Below are 16,693 nucleotides of genomic sequence, written 5' to 3' on the forward strand. Positions count from 1 at the left end.
CAATTAATGCAAGTTACAGAAACTAAAAAAAAATCATTTCTTTCAGGATTAACAGGCCAGATTATAATTGCAATGGTCTTAGGGGCAACTTTAGGAATTATATTGCACGCTACAATTTCTCCTGAAGCAGCACAATCTTTTAGCAGCAAAATTAAAATGCTGGCGACCATTTTTATTCGATTGGTTCAGATGATTATTTCGCCTTTGGTATTTACTACTTTGGTAGTTGGAATTGCGAAACTTGGCGACATTAAAACAGTTGGAAGAATTGGAGGGAAAGCACTTGGATGGTTTTTTACTGCTTCATTTATATCATTGTTAATAGGATTGTTTTATGTAAATATCCTTGAGCCAGGCGTAGGTCTAAAATTAGGTCACGTTGATATGGCAGCAGCTACAGAAGTAACTGGAAAAACAAAAACACTTTCTGTAGAGAATTTTGTTGAACATATTGTTCCGAAAAGTATTTTTGAAGCAATGGCTACGAATGAAATTTTACAAATAGTAATATTCTCAATCTTTTTCGGATTAGCTGCCGCTTCTATTGGAAGTCCTGTAAAACCTGTGATTAATGCACTTGACAAAGCTTCGCACATCGTTTTGAAAATGGTGAATTATGTCATGAATTTTGCGCCAATAGGGGTTTTCGGTGCCATTGCAGGAGTATTTGCAATTAGAGATGCAGAAGAATTAGTGATTACTTATTTCAAATTCTTCGGATCATTTTTAGTGGGAATAGCTACACTTTGGGTGGTTTTAATTGCAGTTGGTTATATTTTCTTAAAAGGAAGAATGACAGAGTTATTAAAACGTATCATCGGGCCATTAGCCATCGCTTTTGGAACAACAAGTAGTGAAGCTGTTTTTCCAAAATTGACAGAGGAATTAGAAGATTTTGGAGTAAAAGATAAAATTGTTTCTTTCATGTTGCCACTTGGTTATTCGTTCAATCTGGATGGAAGTATGATGTATATGACATTTGCCAGTATCTTTATTGCTCAGTTTTACGGGGTTCATTTAGATATAGGAACACAAATGGTTATGCTTTTGGTTTTAATGCTAACTAGTAAAGGAATTGCAGGTGTACCTAGAGCAAGTTTAGTTGTAGTAGCAGCTACTTGTGGAATGTTTGATATTCCTGTAGAAGGAATTGCGTTAATTTTGCCTATTGATCATTTCTGTGATATGTTTAGAAGCGCCACAAATGTTTTAGGAAATGCTTTGGCTACTTCTGTTGTTGGACAATGGGAGAATAATAAAGAAGCCGAGACAATTTTAGAGGAGTAAAATCTAAAAAAATAAGATTCTCACTACGCTGATATTTATCAGTTTAAAGAGTAAACAATAATTAAAGAAAAGTTGTATTTTTAGCCTAAATACAGCTTTTTTTTATTTTTAAGTGTATATTTGGTGAAATTAGCCATTTATGCCCCGAATGCGGAATTTTTTTCTTCTGATCGTTTTTCTGAATTGTGGTATCAGTTCAGCATTCGCGCAGTCTGAAACGATTTCTGATGGTAAAATTAATAAGCTTGTAAAACAGGCTTGGGAGGATTTTAAAGAATCAAATTTTGAAAAATCATTAATTACTTCGCGTGTTGCTTTAAACTATGCAACAACTTCAAAAAATAATTACTTAATAGCAAAATCATATAAAATAATTGCTGGGAATTACAACGAATTAGCAGAGTTTGATAAAGCTATTTTCTTCTACAATAAAAGCTTGTTTTATGCTAATAAAACAAACAACGATTCCATAAAATATAGTCTCCACAACAACTTAGGGAATATTTATTGTTTTGAAAAAAAGCAATTTGATAAGGGGATTTCGTATTATAAAAAGTCAATTGCTTATAGTTTAAAAATTAATGCTATAGATCAGGTTTATTTTACGAATGTAAACATTGCCTGGGCTTATTTTGATGTTGGAAAGTTTAAAGAAGGCTATCCTTATTTAAAATTCGTGGGCAATAATATTGAAAAATATGGTGATGAATCGACAGAGATTGTTGTCAATATGCTCAACGGAATGTATTCTTCTTTTAAAAACGAAAATGATACTGCCAATGCTTATTTTCTAAGTGCCATAGCCGCAGGAGAAAACAGCGAAGAAAAATCTGATTTATCTTATGCACACCTAGAATATTCTAAGTTTTTGATGAAAATCAAAAGATATAAGGAAGCATATGAAAATCTTACTGCATATAATAAGATTACAGAGGAATTATACAATCTGGAAAAGTTGAAAAAAGCAACCATTGCAGGTTTTAATCTTGAATTAGATGAATACAAAAGACAGATTGATAAAATTGAGAATGAAAAAATTTCGCAATACCAAAGTCTTAAAAAATCCCGAATTATTGTAATTCTATTTGTATTGATTTCCCTAATTCTACTCTTTTTGATTATTACTTTAATTAAAAACATCAGATTTAAAAAAAGGCATAATTTAGAGCTTTTAAAAGCTAAAGAAATTGCCGAAGAAGCCTCTTTGCTCAAAACACAATTTATATCGACTATAAGCCACGAATTGCGTACACCGCTTTATGGTGTTGTTGGAATCACAAATATGCTTTTAGAGGAACATAAGGAATTATCAAGAAGCCAGCATTTAAGTTCACTTAAATTTTCTGCCAGATATCTATTATCGCTTGTAAATGATATTTTGCAGATTAATAAAATTGAAGAAAATAAAGTAGTGCTGGAAAACCTGACATTCAATATTTCTGATGAAATTATGATGATCAAAAATTCACTTTCTTTTTTATCTCAAAAAAATAATAACAAAATCAATATTTACATCGACCCAAATATTCCTGAATATTTGATTGGCGATAAGCTCAGACTCGCTCAAATTTTGATGAACTTGGTGAGCAACGCTTTAAAATTTACGAAAAATGGAGAAGTCGAAGTAAAAGTGGATCTTTTTAAAACAGAAGGAAAAAATCATTTCTTGGATTTTTTGATTAAAGATAATGGTATCGGGATTGCGACTGTTGACCAAAGCAAGATTTTTGAAAAATTTGTTCAGGTTGGCCGAAAAGACGAAGATTATCAAGGAACTGGTTTAGGTTTGAGTATTGTTAAACGATTATTGGGTTTGTTTGGCAGTACAATTACTCTAGAGAGTGATTTAGGACAAGGAACTTCTTTCTCATTTGTTATTCCGTTTGAACATGATCCAGAGAAAACTAAGAAAATTATTGACGATATCGAGGTTGATTTGACGTCTAATGAAGTTCACAAAATTTTAATTGTTGAAGATAATCGAATCAATCAGATGGTAACGAAAAAAATTATCGAGAAGAATAATTATATCTGCAAAGTTGTAGATGATGGATTCGGTGCTTTGGAGATTTTAGAAAAAGAAACTTTTGATCTAATTTTAATGGATATCAATATGCCGTTAATGAATGGGTTTGAAACCAGCAAAAGAATTCGATTGCAGGATATTAAAACACCAATTGTGGCATTAACTGCTTTTGATAAGGATGAGATAACAGATGAGGCCATTTCGTCTGGAATAAATGATATTATCATTAAGCCATTTGAGCCAGTAAAACTTTTTAAAATTATTAGTTACTTAATAGAAGAAGCTAAAAACGCTGGTTAATACCAGCGTTTTTTATTTTTCTTAGAAGTATTGGATTTGCGCGATTTATGAGCACCTCCGCTTCTGTTTGAATTTTTTGGTTTTTCGCCAGCTTCAGGACTTCCTGAGTGCCATTGATAAGGATGTTCAGTAATTATTTTGACATCGACTTTTATTAGTTTCTTAATGTCTTTCCAGTAAGGTTCTTCATCTTTTCCACAGAAAGAAATTGCAATTCCGCCATTTCCAGCACGTCCGGTACGGCCAATTCGGTGTACGTAAGTTTCAGGAATATTCGGTAAATCAAAATTGATTACGTAGGGAAGTTGTTCAATATCAATTCCTCGTGCAGCAATATCAGTTGCGACAAGAACGCCAACTTCTTTATTTTTAAAAGCGTCTAAAACACGCTGTCTGGCATTTTGTGATTTATCTCCGTGAATTGCTTCAGCCGGAATATCTTTTTTACGAAGCGCTTTTACAACATTATCAGCACCATGTTTTGTTCTTGAAAAAACCAGTACGTTTGATAGATTTTCTTCTTTAATTAAATGGTAAAGCAAGTTTCTTTTCTCTGTTTTGTCAACAAAATAAATGCGTTGTTCAACATTTTCTGCAGTAGAAGAAACTGGTGAAACTTCGACTTTTTCCGGATCTGTCAAAAACATTTCTGCTAATTCGCGAATAGCAATTGGCATTGTTGCAGAAAAAAGTAAAGTTTGACGATTTTTAGGAGTTAATTTTACGATCTTTTTTACATCGTTTATGAAACCCATATCCAACATTTGATCGGCTTCGTCTAAAACCAATGTGTGTAAATGGTTGAAATCAAGAAATCCTTGTTTATGTAAATCCAATAATCTTCCCGGAGTTGCCACAAGAATATCTACTCCTTTTTTTAAGGTTTCAACCTGTGGATTTTGAGAAACACCACCAAAAATTGTTAATTGTGTTAAATTGGTATATTTGCCATAAGTGTCAAAACTTTCTCCAATTTGAACAGCAAGTTCACGCGTTGGCGTTACAATAAGAGCGCGAATTTGTTTCGCTTTTTTTGATGAACCTACAATTCGGTGTAATTGATGTATGATTGGGATTGCAAATGCTGCTGTTTTTCCTGTTCCTGTCTGCGCGCAGCCAATTAGATCTCTTCCTGACAAAATGATTGGAATAGATTGTTCCTGAATTGGAGTGGGGTTTAGGTAGCCTTCTTCAAATACGGCTTTTTGTATACTTTTTGAAAGTGATAAATCTTCGAATAACATATCTTAGGTATTAAGAATTTAGTTTGTATAACTAAAATTCTGTGCAAAGATAGGCTTATTCGGTCAATCCTTTATTTGAATCTTGTATTATTTGGAAAATGTGTGGTTTTAAGCCAATAAGTGGATTGATTGTTTAGAAGGATTATCTAATTGGATAAGTTAATATTCCACATCAATCAGATAATGAAAATATTTTTCAGGAAGCCAAATGTTGCATTTTTCAGGATAACTGCAATTTCGGTAGATGTATGATTTTCTTATGTAGTTTTTATTGTATTTATAAGCTTTTAATGCTGGTACTGGTGATATCCAGCCAATATATGATCTAATAAAATCTTGGTATTTATAATCTTCTTCACCCAGGATTATAAAAACAACAAAAACACCTTCTTCCGGAATTGTTATTTTGTATTTTGAAATATCAACTTTTACCCAATTTTCATCGTTTTCTTTTTTTACTAATATATCTTCTTCTAAAATTGGTTTGTTAGGCATTCCTAAACTATCGACGCTATATAAGTTTGCCTTAAATGGCAGGTATTTTAAATTTTTAACACCTTTAAAATCAGAAACTGCATAAAGAAGGTTTCTTATTTCTTTGTTTTCTTTGTTTTTTGGAATGAAAGTAGCTGCTTTATTGTCCCAACTAAAGTTAGCCTCTAAAGTATTTAGTTTTTCAAAAAAAGAAAGCATGTCTTTAAGTTCTGATTTTGAATTAATAATGATTTCATCCAATTGATTGGTTTCAGTCGCAAGATAAATAGTATCTAAAATTGTTTTCTTTATTAACTTTTTAAAACCTAGCGATGAAATTTCGATATAATCAATCTTGTTTTTGTCATTATTGGGTATTTCAAACTTTCCATTTTCGTCAGTTACAAAATATTTTGAGCCATTTTTTGAGAATGTTTTGATTGTCACATTGCTAATAGGCAAATTATTCTCTTCTGAATAGACGTGTCCGACAAATAAATCAGAATTGCTAGTATTCTGACTTTGCTGAGAAATTGCATTCTGAAAAATCAGAAACAGAATGAAAAACAAATTTAGGTAGTTTTTTATCAATTTGTTAGAAAGAATTACAGTTATTAATGCTGTTGAAAAACAGATTAAAATTAAGGAGAATTGTTATTTAATTTTTCCTGATTTTCAAATGTATAATAAACTGTAAAAGAATCAATTTATTGTAAAAATGCTTTAAATCTTTTCATTATTTGCTTTAATAAAATCCGTAACCAGATAACCAATTAATTTTCCAATTAAATTGTTATTTGGAGAATCGGCTAAATCTGGTGCTCCTTCGCAAATATGCAAATAAGCAGCGTTTTTATGCTGACCAAAAAAGGAAACAAACTGACGTAGTTCTTCTACCGAAAATCCACTGATTGTCATTGCGCTGCTGGCAATGTTTGGAATAGCATCCAAATCAATTTCAATTCCAAAAGAGTCGGTTCTAATAAATTCTAAAGCAAGAGCCATTTCTCTGTTAAAATCTTTTTCTTTGCGAATATTGACACTGTCATAAGTATTATAACGAACACGATCTTCAAGTTTTTTTATAATATCCAAAACGCTTTTTGAAGTATAATTTTCATGTAATCCAAAAATGAAATACTTCTTTAAAAAACCTTCTTCATAAGCATAAGAGAATCCGTTTCCACTATGTCTGCCTTCTAAAATTCTAAAATCAGAATGTGCATCAAAGTTGATGGCATTTATCGGTTTTCCTTTGGCAAGAGCCGAACCTTTAATATTTCCGTAAGCGTTATTATGGCCTCCGCCAATAATGATTGGCGTTTTTCCGGCTTTTATAATAGTAAATATAATATGAGAAACTTCTTTGTCAATTTTTTCAACCAATTGACTCAGTTTCGAACGATCGTCGATATCATTAAAATCCAGATTTTCGACATCTCTCATTTCTTGAGAAACGTCAATCTGACCCAAAACGATGATCTGACTTCCTTTTGAGAAACGATTGTGCTGGATATTAGCAATGCTTTTTATGGCGCATTCCCATGCCGATGCAGCGCCCGGACGACCATAGTTTGCACGCACGCCAATGTCTTCAGGAATTCCTAGAAGTACGTATTTAGCCTCACTTTCAGTCAAGAATTTTATTTTGTCTGCTTCTTTTGGAATGACAATCATCTTCTCTCCGAATTTAATTTCGCCGCTTCGGTGATTTGTGATTTTTGCTAAATCATTTACAGTAAAAGGAATTAATTTCTCCATATAAAAAAAATATTGTCCAAAAATAATATAATTGCGTCAACTTACGTTATTACGATATATTAATTCTTAAATTTGTTAATAAAGAAAATTATTAAATATGGAAAACCCAAAGAACAACAACTCAAGTCTAAAAGCGGTAATCGCAGTTTTAGCAGTCCTACTGATCGGTAGTTTAGTGTATATTTTTAAATTGTCTTCTGATACAGAAGTGGTTAAAACTGAACTTACCACAACAATGACAGAAAAAGAATCTGTTATGAAGGATTTACAAGAATTAAAAGCAACTTATGATGCTGCCATTGCTGAAAATACTTCAATGTCTGATGAATTAATTCAGGAAAGAGATAAAGTAGTAGCGCTTATGGATGATTTGAATAAATCAAAAGGAGACGTTTCTAAATATAAATCTCAAGTTCAGGCAATGCAAGCGAAAATGAAAACTTTAGTTGCTGAAAATGATGAATTGAAAAAACAAAATGGTGTTTTGACAACTCAAAGAGATAGTACGATTGTGGTTTTAGGAGAATCTAAAAAATACAATGAAGTACTAGTAGGACAAAACGAAGAACTTGCTAAAACGGTTGAAAAAGGTTCTAAATTGTCTATTTTAAACACAAAAACAGCTGCTTACAAATTGAAAAGTTCTGGAAAGCAAATTGAAACAGATAAAGCAAGCCGTGCTGATGTTTTAAAAGTGAGTTTTACAATTGCTGAAAACCAAATCGCTAAATCTGGAGATAAAACATATTATGTTCAGGTTATTGATGCTAAAAATAATGTTTTGGGAGAAAAGAAAACAGAAAATTTTGGTGATAACACTTTAACTTATAGTTTCAAAACTACTGTTCAATATGAAAATAAGAGCGTAAATGTAAGTGAAGATCTTCCTGGAAAAGATTTTGTTAAAGGAACTTATTTTATCAATGTTTATGATAATGGTGAATTAGTTTCTAAAACAAGTTTTAGTTTAAGATAATTGTCGTTTAGGATAATAATACCACTTTGATATTAAAGGTCTGTGAGTTTTCGCAGACCTTTTTTTATTTTTTATTTTAAAATTTTTCCTTCAAGAAAAACACTTTCTATTAAATTGCTTCCAAAAGCGTAAGGAATTTGATAATAAGAAGAAATTGGTTTTGTCAGGATTAAATTTGCCTTTTTTCCTTTTGTAATGCTTCCGTGAGTTTCTGAAAGTCCCATTGCGTACGCGCCATTAATTGTTGCAGCATTGATGGCTTCTTCAGGCGTCATTTTCATTTTGATGCAGGCTGTTGCTACTACAAAATTCATGTTTCCAGATGGAGTAGAGCCTGGATTGAAATCTGTGGCTAATGCTATTGGCAATCCAGCTTTTATCATTTCTCGTGCTGGCGTGTACGGAATGCTTAAAAAATAAGAACATGAAGGCAATGCAACTGGCATCGTTTCGGTGTTTTTTAAAGCTTCAATGTCTTCCGGATTCATTATTTCAAGATGATCGACTGAAAGTGCGTTAAATTTAATTCCAGCTTGAATTCCTCCAATGGAATTAAACTGATTAACGTGGATTTTTGGTTTTAAGCCGGAATCAATTCCTGCCTGCATTATTTTTTCAGTTTCTGTAACAGAGAAATAGCCAGTTTCGCAGAAAACATCGATATAATCAGCAAGTTTGTTTTTTGCAATTTCTGGAAGCATTTTGTTTATGATTTCGTCAATATAACCTGCTTTGTTTTCTTTATAATGGGTTGGGAAAGCATGTGCGCCTAAAAATGTAGCTTTTATCGAAACAGGAAAATTTTCGGCCAATTTTTTAATAACTCGAAGCATTTTTAATTCACCTTCAATTGTTAGGCCATAGCCTGATTTTATTTCAACGGCGCCGGTTCCTAAATGCATTACTTCTTCTAATCTATATTTTGATTGTTCGTAGATTTCATCTTCTGAAGTTTCATTTAGTTTTTTAGCCGAATTTAAAATTCCGCCACCTCTATTGGCAATTTCTTCATAAGTAAATCCGTTGATGCGGTCTACAAATTCGTGCTCGCGGTTTCCTGCGTAAACAATGTGTGTATGGCTGTCGCACCAAGTTGGAAGAACTACTTTTCCGGTTGCATCTATTATTTTATCGGCATTGATTTCAGGCAGATTTTCCATTGAACCGAAATCTTCTATCAAATTATCTTTTAGTATTAAAAAAGCATTTTTGATAGTTGGAAGAATTGCCATTTCAGCGCCCGAAACTTTAGAAATCGAAGTTTCACGTATTTGAAGCAGTTCTTGTATGTTTTTGATTAATGTGATCATTTTTGTAAAGTTGTAAAAAAAAACAAATTTCACAAATTTCCAGTTATTAAACGTTGAAAACTTGTGAAATTCGTAAAAATATTATATTTTGATTTATTCCGAAACTGTTATTTCAAACATTTTGCTCCAGTTTTTACCAGTTACAAAAATAGTTTTAGTTTTAGGATTGTAAGCAATTCCGTTTAAAACATCATCTTTAGTAATGTCACTCATGAACTTACGTAAACCAGACATATCTAAGATTCCTTCAACTGCTCCAGAAGTTGGATTTACAACAGCAATTGCATCTTTTAGCCAAACGTTTGTGTAGATTTTTCCGTCAATCCACTCTAATTCATTAATTGCTTTAATTTTATCTGCTCCGGAATACACATTAATAAAATCAATCATTTTTTGCGTTGCCGGATCCATTTTCCAAATTTTTTCTGTTTTATCTGTTTGGTAAATGTATTTTCCGTCATTTGTCATTCCCCAGCCTTCAATATCTTTATCGTAAGCAAAAGTTTTTTCAAGCTTTAAAGTATTAGCGTTATAAATAAAACCTGTTTTTTCCTGCCAGGTTAATTGATATAATTTACCATTGATAAAAGTAATTCCTTCTCCAAAATATTTTGAATCAAGATCGATTTGTTTAAAAACCTTTCCTGTTTTATAGTCGTATTTTCTTAAGTATGAAGTTCCGTTTTGTCCAGTGCTTTCATATAGAGTGTCTTTATAAAACTCTAAACCTTCGGTAAAAGATTTTTTATCATGTGGGTAAGAATTGACAACTTTATACTTTAATAATTTAGGCTGAATATCCGAAACTAATTCAATTCGTTTAGTCGCATCCGAAGAATCACTTCCGAAATAAACAGTAGCTTTTAAATATTGATAGCCTAATTTTTGATTTTTTAATTCAAATTTGAATTTTTCAGCCCCTTTTGTACTTCCTACTTTTTTGTCATTAATAAAGTAGGCGATGCTATCAATTTCTTTTGATTTTGGGTTTAAAATTCCAAACGACACTGCTTCTTTCTGTGTAAAATGAGCCGGAAAAGCTGAATCATCAATATTAAATAAAGAATTTTCACCTTTATTTTTTTCTCCACATCCAATCAATGTGATTCCTAATAAAATGACAGTTAGGAAGTTATGTTTTTTCATAGTTTAAAATTTGAATAAGCCAATATACGACGATATTTTTATAGCAACAAAGCTCTTGCAAAAATATAAAAAGATTGTATATTTGCACCGGCAAGTCCTACACGACCAGCTCCTGCAGACTCCCCCAGGATGGGAACATAGCAAGGGTACGTGGTTGAGCGGTGCGATGTAGGTCGCTTGCCATTTTTTTTTTTTTTTTTTTTTTTTTTTTTCGTTATTAAGATTCTTTTTTAGAATTCATATAAATCTAATCTTCCTTCGGGGAGATTTTTTTATTTTTGGGCGTTTGGAAAATATAATATTAGCAAAAGGTAGAAATGTCTAACGATTTGAGTAATTTTTGATTCCAAAAAATAGCTTTTAACTGATAACATTTAACATATAACTAGAAAAATGAATAAAGTTGTTTTGATTACCGGAGGATCGTCAGGGATTGGAAAATCAATTGGTGAGTTTTTGCATAAAAAAGGTTACATAGTTTATGGAACGAGTCGAAATCCAGAAAAAGTACTTAATTCTATTTTTCCGCTTTTAGCATTAGATGTTAGAAATGCAGCGTCAATTCATTCTGCAGTTGCAAAAGTTATTGAGATTTCTGGACGTTTAGATTTTGTAATTAATAATGCAGGAGTTGGAATTACCGGGCCTTTGGAAGAAATTCCGATGGAGGAAATCAAAAATAATTTTGAAACTAATTTTTTTGGCCCAATTGAGGTAATGAAAGCAGTTTTACCGCAAATGCGTGAGCAAAAATCAGGCTTAATTATCAATATTACGTCAATTGCTGCTTATATGGGATTGCCGTATAGAAGTGTTTATTCGGCTTCAAAAGGCGCTTTGGAATTGATTACCGAAGGACTAAGAATGGAAGTAAAGCAGTTTGGAATTGAGATTACAAATGTAGCTCCAGGTGATTTTGCGACAAATATTGCTGCAGGACGTTTTCATGCGCCGGTTATAAGAGGCTCTGCTTATGAAAAAGTATACGGTGAAACACTAGCAACAATGAATGAGCATGTTGATGCAGGAAGCAATCCGAATGAAATGGCTGAAGCAATCTATAAAATCATGCAGACTAAGAAGCCAAACATACATTATAAAGTTGGTGTTTTTATGCAGAAATTTTCAATTGTTTTAAAACGTACTCTGCCAGATAAAGTCTATGAAAGAATGCTTATGAATCATTATAAACTATAAAAATAAGGGTAATAGCAAGATTTCAAACATAATTGTTAAATTGATTTAAATTTTAAAACTGTTATTGGTATTGATTTTGTAATTTTGCACCGAATTTTTCAACACACAATTATAAATAGATAGATTATGAAATTTTTTATTGATACAGCTAATTTAGCTCAAATTAAAGAAGCGCAGGCTTTAGGTGTTTTAGATGGTGTAACCACCAATCCATCATTGATGGCAAAAGAAGGAATTACCGGAAAAAACAACATTTTGAAGCATTATGTTGATATCTGTAATCTTGTTGAAGGTGATGTAAGTGCTGAAGTAAATGCGCTTGACTTTGAAGGAATGGTTAAAGAAGGTGAAGAGTTGGCTGAATTGCACGATCAAATCGTGGTAAAATTGCCAATGACAAAAGAAGGTGTTATGGCAGCAAAATATTTTTCTGATAAAGGAATCAAAACAAACGTAACGCTTGTTTTTTCTGCAGGTCAGGCTTTATTGGCTGCAAAAGCTGGTGCAACTTATGTTTCTCCGTTTGTTGGTCGTTTAGATGATATTTCGACTGACGGTTTAAACTTGATTCAGGAAATTAGAGAGATTTATGATAACTACGGTTACGAGACTCAAATTTTGGCAGCTTCTGTTCGTCACACAATGCATATTGTAAACTGTGCAAAAATTGGTGCTGATGTTATGACTGGACCATTATCTGCAATCACTGGTTTATTGAAACACCCTTTAACTGATATTGGTTTAGCACAGTTTGTTGCTGACTTTGAAAAAGGAAACAAGTAATAATTAGGTTTTTATAAAATATTTAAATCGTCTTTTTCATTGAAAAAGGCGATTTTTTTTTACTTTTATGTAAATGTAAAAATATAGCTTATGAAAATTATTCTGGTTCTGGTTTCGTTTTTCGCTGCTACAATTTCTATCAATGCGCAAGCAGCAAAAGTTTTGACAAGCGTTAATGACGCAGGTGATGTAGCTACTTATGAGCTAGATTGTACTACTAAATTTCAGACTCTGGCAAAAGGTCTTCGGTATAATATTACCAGACATGAGTTTAAAGGTGCTGAGTTAAAAAATTCGTATCGACTATTGTTGGTTATGGATGGTTTTTATTCGAAAACGTTGAATAAAGAAATGACTATTTCGGCAGTATTAACTGACGGTACTGTTATTGAGGCGAAGAAAATAATTGAAGATGACGGTTTTTTTGATGGAGCGTGTACTTTAAGAATAAAAGACCCTAAAGCGCTTTTAGCAGCTGATATTGATAAAGTTATTATTCATGCTGATAAAGATGTTGTTTATAAGTTATCTGAACAGAATAAAGCAATTTTTAAAAAGAATTTAAATGCTATTATTACGGCTAAATAAAAAAGCTGATTCGAAATAAAAAAAGTCCCGTTTTATATTATAAAACGGGACTTTTTATTTCAATTTTCTAGCTCTTAGTGACCACCAGAAAGTTTTTTGTCAAAGCTGATTCCTTGCTTTTTTAAGATTGAGCTAACACTCCATGCGTAAAATGCCAAATATGCAAAACATAAAACACCTACGATATAACTTGCATGAATACCGATAGACTCAGATACAAAACCTTGTAGCCAGCTAACAATTCCACCTCCCATAATCATCATAATTAAGAAACTGCTTCCTTGACTTGTATTTTTTCCTAATCCGCTTACTGCTAAAGTAAAGATACATGGCCAAAGCGTACTGCAGAATAATCCAACGCTTGTAAAAGCATATATGCTAACAATGCCAGTAGTTGACATTCCAACAGCTAATGCTACAATTCCTAATACTGAAAATATAAGCAGCATTCTGGCAGGATTTCCTTTACTAGCAATATCTGCAGCAATTAATACCAAAATGATTACTCCGTAGATGTAAAATGGTGTTAAATCGTGTTTAGCAATAGCATTTACAGCTAAGAAAACTCCAAAAGCTAAATAAGGAGCAACGAAACGCAAAATTTGTTGTAAACTTGCTTTATCTGTAAAAGCTTCGATAGCTCCAGTCCAACGACCAATCATTAAACTCGCCCAGTAAAGAGATATATAAGGAGAAATTTCCTGTAATGTATAAAGTACGCCTGTTTTTAAATTGATAATTGATTCCATGTATGCAGGTAAGTTACTTGCTGTGGAAACTTCAACACCAACATAAAGGAAGATTGCAATCATTCCCATCACTAATTGAGGATATTGTAATGCAGATTTTTTTGCGTTTGAACCTTCTGTAGCAATTTCTTCTTCAATTAAAGCCGGTCTGTCTGGTAATGAAGAGAATTTTAATAAAATCGCAACTAATAAAAATGCTAAACCAAGTATTAAATATGGAATTTTTACGCTTTCGATACTTAAGGTAGATGCTCCTGTGCTTGATCCGAAAATAGCAAAAGTTACGATTAGTGGTCCAATAGTTGTTCCTAAATTGTTAATTCCGCCAGCCAATGTTAACCTTTGGGATCCTGTTGCAATTGGCCCTAAAGCAATTGCTAATGGATTTGCAACGGTTTGCTGCAATGAAAAACCAAGTGCTACAATAAATAATCCAGATAACATTAAAGCAAAAGATCCAGTGTTTGCTGCAGGGTAAAATAGTAATGTTCCAAATGCAGAAATTAGCAAACCTAATGAAAGACCATTTTTGTAACCAATTTTATTTACTAAATCTTCTTTAATTAAAACTGAAATTCCCATATAAATTAAAGAACCAACTGTATATGCGATGTAAAAAGCTAATGATACTAATTGACTTTCACCTTGGGATAAATGAAATGCTGTTTTAAAAACGGGGATTAAGATGTCATTGCTGGCTGCAACAAATCCCCAAAAGAAGAATACGATTACTAATGGGATGAATTGTCCCCACTTAGTTTGTAGATTTTCTGAACTCATAACTGTAATAAGGTTAATTTTTTATTATATTGTTTTTTGAAGACCGTAAATATATTTGTTACGAATAGCAAAAAAAAATAAAAAGGCACAAATAATGTTAAATTTAAACAAACAGCATCATTTTTTCAACAATGTGTTAGTTTTAACTTAGTTAGAAAATAGAAAATGAAGGGCGAATTATTCCAATATTTTGTTTTTTACATCCTTACTGTAGTTTCTGCCAATAGGAATGGTGTAAGATTGTATCTGAATACGGTTTCCTTCGATAGATTTTACTTTATTTAGAGCGATAACATACGATTTATGTATACGGAGAAATCTATCAATTGGCAATTCTTCGGATAAAGAAGTTAAAGATTTATGCGTAATGTAAGTTTTGTCGGGAGTAACCACTTTTATGTATTCTTTCATTCCTTCAACAAATAGGATTTCTTCAATATTAATTTTCATCATCTTTTTGTCGACTTTGATGAAAATATGAGAATCGCCTTTTGCTGTTTCAACCTTAATGTTGTTTTTAAGATTGTATTCGGTAGTTATTTTGTTGATGCATTTTATAAATCTTGGTAATGGTATTGGTTTTACCAAATAATCTAAAACATCAAGATCATAACTTTCGGCTGCAAATTCCCTAAAGGCAGTGGTTATAATTACTTTGGTTTTGTTTTCGATGAGGCTGATCAATTCAAATCCGGTCATCATTGGCATATTGATGTCTAGAAATACGGCATCAACAGGAGTACTATTTATAAAATCAAGTGCTTCCAAAGAATTATTGAATGTCGCAACTACTTCAAAATCTGTAAAATTAGCAAAGTAATTTTGCAGGACTTTGATAGCCAAAGGTTCATCATCGATCAAAACGCATTTAATCTTCATTATGAATAGGTATTTGCAAACGGATTATATAGTAGTTAAATTTTATTGCCTGTTTTAAAGTGAAATTATTCTTGTAAATTAACTTTAATCTTTTCTTAGTATTGACTAATCCAATTCCTCCTTTTTGATTTAGATTTTGTGAAATTACAAAATTATTTAGGATTTCAAAATCTAACAATTTATTATCGATAACTTTACAATTGATTTTTATTTTCAGGTTTCGATTATTTAAACCTCCATGCTTAAAGGCATTTTCGACCAATGAAATAAAAATTAGAGGAGGCACAACAATATCTTCAATATTAGACTCTAAATTGATGGTAACTTCCACGTTTTCAAAACGAAGCTTTTCAATTTCAATATAATTTTGAATGTAATCAATTTCTTTAATCAAAGGGACAAATTTTGTTCCTTTTACATCATACAACACATATTCCATCAAATTTGATAATTTAAGGATAACGTCAGGAACCTTTTTTGAAGATTCAAGCGACAAGGCATATAGGTTATTTAAGGTATTGAAGAAAAAATGTGGCTGTATTTGATTTTCAAGATACTTTAATTTGATTTTGAATTGATTTTCTCTCAACGATCTGTTTCGTTCACGTTCACGAAGCCAGGTTAGAGTCAAGTAAACAGAAGAGGCCATTGCAAGCACATAAAGTTCGCCAATACAAACGGCTACAATATGATTAATTTCAAATGGATGATATTCCCGATTGGCTTCTGGCCAGATATTTTCAGATATTATATAATAGGTAAGAGCGGTTTTGCATAAATACATTGCAAATAAGCTTATTAAAAGCGAAAATGTATATAGAATATATCTTTGTTTGAGGACAAATCGTGGCACCAAAACAAACAAATTGAAATATACTAAAGGAATAACTAATGCAAACTCAATCGAATTTGATTTGAAAGCATAAGGATAGTCATTAAAATAAGCTCCCCATCTTAGGAAATTTAAAGTAAAATAAATGCTCCAAAACCAAATATGGTTTTGAAGTTTGATGTCAAATTTTAGCTTTTGAATTTCGTTCAACTTAATTTCTTGGGATTTAGCTTTTTTTGAGCAAATGTTTAAATATTGTGCAACTTTAAACAATTAGAAGCTAAAACGCAATTCTTTTGAATAAAAAAATGTAAAAAAAGTGAAATAGTATTTTATTTTTTGAGAATAACGTTTTCGTAAA

General features: G+C 31.9%; 14 protein-coding genes and 1 other RNA gene. 7 read left to right on the forward strand and 8 right to left on the reverse strand.

Annotated elements, in window-relative coordinates; all coding sequences use genetic code 11:
* Positions 1 to 6 precede the first annotated feature (6 nt).
* A complete protein-coding gene (locus ACWA1B_RS13075; protein ID WP_456907545.1) occupies positions 7 to 1,287 on the forward strand; it encodes a dicarboxylate/amino acid:cation symporter in 1,281 nt (426 codons plus the stop codon).
* Between the two features lie 148 nt (positions 1,288 to 1,435).
* A complete protein-coding gene (locus ACWA1B_RS13080) occupies positions 1,436 to 3,613 on the forward strand; it encodes a response regulator (RefSeq protein WP_456907547.1) in 2,178 nt (725 codons plus the stop codon).
* Here ACWA1B_RS13080 and ACWA1B_RS13085 read toward each other — a convergent pair.
* The 3 genes from ACWA1B_RS13085 to ACWA1B_RS13095 all read right to left on the reverse strand — a co-directional run bounded on the left by ACWA1B_RS13085 (position 3,610) and on the right by ACWA1B_RS13095 (position 7,092).
* A complete protein-coding gene (locus ACWA1B_RS13085) occupies positions 3,610 to 4,857 on the reverse strand; it encodes a DEAD/DEAH box helicase (protein WP_456907549.1) in 1,248 nt (415 codons plus the stop codon). The two genes, ACWA1B_RS13080 and ACWA1B_RS13085, sit on opposite strands and share 4 nt — an antisense overlap.
* Before the next feature lie 159 nt (positions 4,858 to 5,016).
* On the reverse strand, positions 5,017 to 5,922 hold the full coding sequence (locus ACWA1B_RS13090) for a carboxypeptidase-like regulatory domain-containing protein (protein ID WP_456907551.1): 906 nt from the start codon (positions 5,920 to 5,922) through the stop codon (positions 5,017 to 5,019).
* Positions 5,923 to 6,054: 132 nt separating this feature from the next.
* Positions 6,055 to 7,092, reverse strand: a complete 1,038-nt coding sequence (locus ACWA1B_RS13095) for a formimidoylglutamase (RefSeq protein WP_456907553.1) — start codon at positions 7,090 to 7,092, stop codon at positions 6,055 to 6,057.
* Positions 7,093 to 7,189: 97 nt separating this feature from the next.
* Here ACWA1B_RS13095 and ACWA1B_RS13100 point away from each other — a divergent pair, with 97 nt between their 5' ends.
* Positions 7,190 to 8,068 (forward strand): hypothetical protein, encoded by an 879-nt coding sequence (locus ACWA1B_RS13100; protein ID WP_456907555.1) that lies wholly within the window; start codon positions 7,190 to 7,192, stop codon positions 8,066 to 8,068.
* 71 nt (positions 8,069 to 8,139) lie between these two features.
* Here the strand turns inward: ACWA1B_RS13100 and hutI are convergent, their stop codons facing one another.
* Together hutI and ACWA1B_RS13110 are read right to left on the reverse strand one after the other, a co-directional pair.
* Positions 8,140 to 9,378: an imidazolonepropionase gene (hutI, locus tag ACWA1B_RS13105; RefSeq protein WP_456907557.1), complete on the reverse strand. Its 1,239-nt coding sequence runs from the start codon at positions 9,376 to 9,378 to the stop codon at positions 8,140 to 8,142.
* A 93-nt stretch (positions 9,379 to 9,471) separates the two neighbouring features.
* On the reverse strand, positions 9,472 to 10,524 hold the full coding sequence (locus tag ACWA1B_RS13110) for a glutaminyl-peptide cyclotransferase (protein ID WP_456907559.1): 1,053 nt from the start codon (positions 10,522 to 10,524) through the stop codon (positions 9,472 to 9,474).
* An 88-nt stretch (positions 10,525 to 10,612) separates the two neighbouring features.
* Between ACWA1B_RS13110 and ffs the strand changes: the two genes are divergently transcribed.
* From ffs to ACWA1B_RS13130, 4 genes are all read left to right on the forward strand, one after another.
* Positions 10,613 to 10,710: signal recognition particle sRNA small type (gene ffs / locus ACWA1B_RS13115), an RNA gene on the forward strand.
* 207 nt (positions 10,711 to 10,917) lie between these two features.
* Positions 10,918 to 11,721 (forward strand): SDR family oxidoreductase, encoded by an 804-nt coding sequence (locus ACWA1B_RS13120; RefSeq protein ID WP_456907561.1) that lies wholly within the window; start codon positions 10,918 to 10,920, stop codon positions 11,719 to 11,721.
* 126 nt (positions 11,722 to 11,847) lie between these two features.
* Positions 11,848 to 12,504: a fructose-6-phosphate aldolase gene (gene fsa, locus ACWA1B_RS13125; RefSeq protein WP_035646944.1), complete on the forward strand. Its 657-nt coding sequence runs from the start codon at positions 11,848 to 11,850 to the stop codon at positions 12,502 to 12,504.
* A gap of 90 nt (positions 12,505 to 12,594) precedes the next feature.
* Positions 12,595 to 13,092, forward strand: a complete 498-nt coding sequence (locus tag ACWA1B_RS13130) for a hypothetical protein (protein ID WP_456907564.1) — start codon at positions 12,595 to 12,597, stop codon at positions 13,090 to 13,092.
* Positions 13,093 to 13,166: 74 nt separating this feature from the next.
* Here ACWA1B_RS13130 and ACWA1B_RS13135 read toward each other — a convergent pair whose 3' ends face one another.
* The 3 genes from ACWA1B_RS13135 to ACWA1B_RS13145 all read right to left on the reverse strand — a co-directional run bounded on the left by ACWA1B_RS13135 (position 13,167) and on the right by ACWA1B_RS13145 (position 16,542).
* Positions 13,167 to 14,621, reverse strand: a complete 1,455-nt coding sequence (locus ACWA1B_RS13135) for an MFS transporter (protein ID WP_456907566.1) — start codon at positions 14,619 to 14,621, stop codon at positions 13,167 to 13,169.
* Positions 14,622 to 14,798: 177 nt separating this feature from the next.
* Complete coding sequence (locus tag ACWA1B_RS13140; RefSeq protein ID WP_456907568.1) at positions 14,799 to 15,500, reverse strand: LytR/AlgR family response regulator transcription factor; 702 nt, start codon at positions 15,498 to 15,500, stop codon at positions 14,799 to 14,801.
* Positions 15,490 to 16,542: a sensor histidine kinase gene (locus tag ACWA1B_RS13145; RefSeq protein ID WP_456907570.1), complete on the reverse strand. Its 1,053-nt coding sequence runs from the start codon at positions 16,540 to 16,542 to the stop codon at positions 15,490 to 15,492. Before ACWA1B_RS13145 ends, ACWA1B_RS13140 begins: the two co-directional genes overlap by 11 nt.
* Between the last annotated feature and the right edge of the window lie 151 nt (positions 16,543 to 16,693).

It is taken from the genome of Flavobacterium xizangense (genome assembly GCF_054075145.1).

Excerpts from the sequence above, each read along its gene's own strand:
- ACWA1B_RS13075 (WP_456907545.1), top strand. The coding sequence starts at position 7 with ATGCAAGTTACAGAAACTAAAAAAAAATCATTTCTTTCAGGATTAACA.
- ACWA1B_RS13080 (WP_456907547.1), top strand. The coding sequence starts at position 1,436 with ATGCGGAATTTTTTTCTTCTGATCGTTTTTCTGAATTGTGGTATCAGT.
- ACWA1B_RS13085 (WP_456907549.1), bottom strand. The coding sequence starts at position 4,857 with ATGTTATTCGAAGATTTATCACTTTCAAAAAGTATACAAAAAGCCGTA.
- ACWA1B_RS13095 (WP_456907553.1), bottom strand. The coding sequence starts at position 7,092 with ATGGAGAAATTAATTCCTTTTACTGTAAATGATTTAGCAAAAATCACA.
- ACWA1B_RS13100 (WP_456907555.1), top strand. The coding sequence starts at position 7,190 with ATGGAAAACCCAAAGAACAACAACTCAAGTCTAAAAGCGGTAATCGCA.
- hutI (WP_456907557.1), bottom strand. The coding sequence starts at position 9,378 with ATGATCACATTAATCAAAAACATACAAGAACTGCTTCAAATACGTGAA.
- ACWA1B_RS13110 (WP_456907559.1), bottom strand. The coding sequence starts at position 10,524 with ATGAAAAAACATAACTTCCTAACTGTCATTTTATTAGGAATCACATTG.
- ACWA1B_RS13120 (WP_456907561.1), top strand. The coding sequence starts at position 10,918 with ATGAATAAAGTTGTTTTGATTACCGGAGGATCGTCAGGGATTGGAAAA.
- fsa (WP_035646944.1), top strand. The coding sequence starts at position 11,848 with ATGAAATTTTTTATTGATACAGCTAATTTAGCTCAAATTAAAGAAGCG.
- ACWA1B_RS13130 (WP_456907564.1), top strand. The coding sequence starts at position 12,595 with ATGAAAATTATTCTGGTTCTGGTTTCGTTTTTCGCTGCTACAATTTCT.
- ACWA1B_RS13135 (WP_456907566.1), bottom strand. The coding sequence starts at position 14,621 with ATGAGTTCAGAAAATCTACAAACTAAGTGGGGACAATTCATCCCATTA.
- ACWA1B_RS13140 (WP_456907568.1), bottom strand. The coding sequence starts at position 15,500 with ATGAAGATTAAATGCGTTTTGATCGATGATGAACCTTTGGCTATCAAA.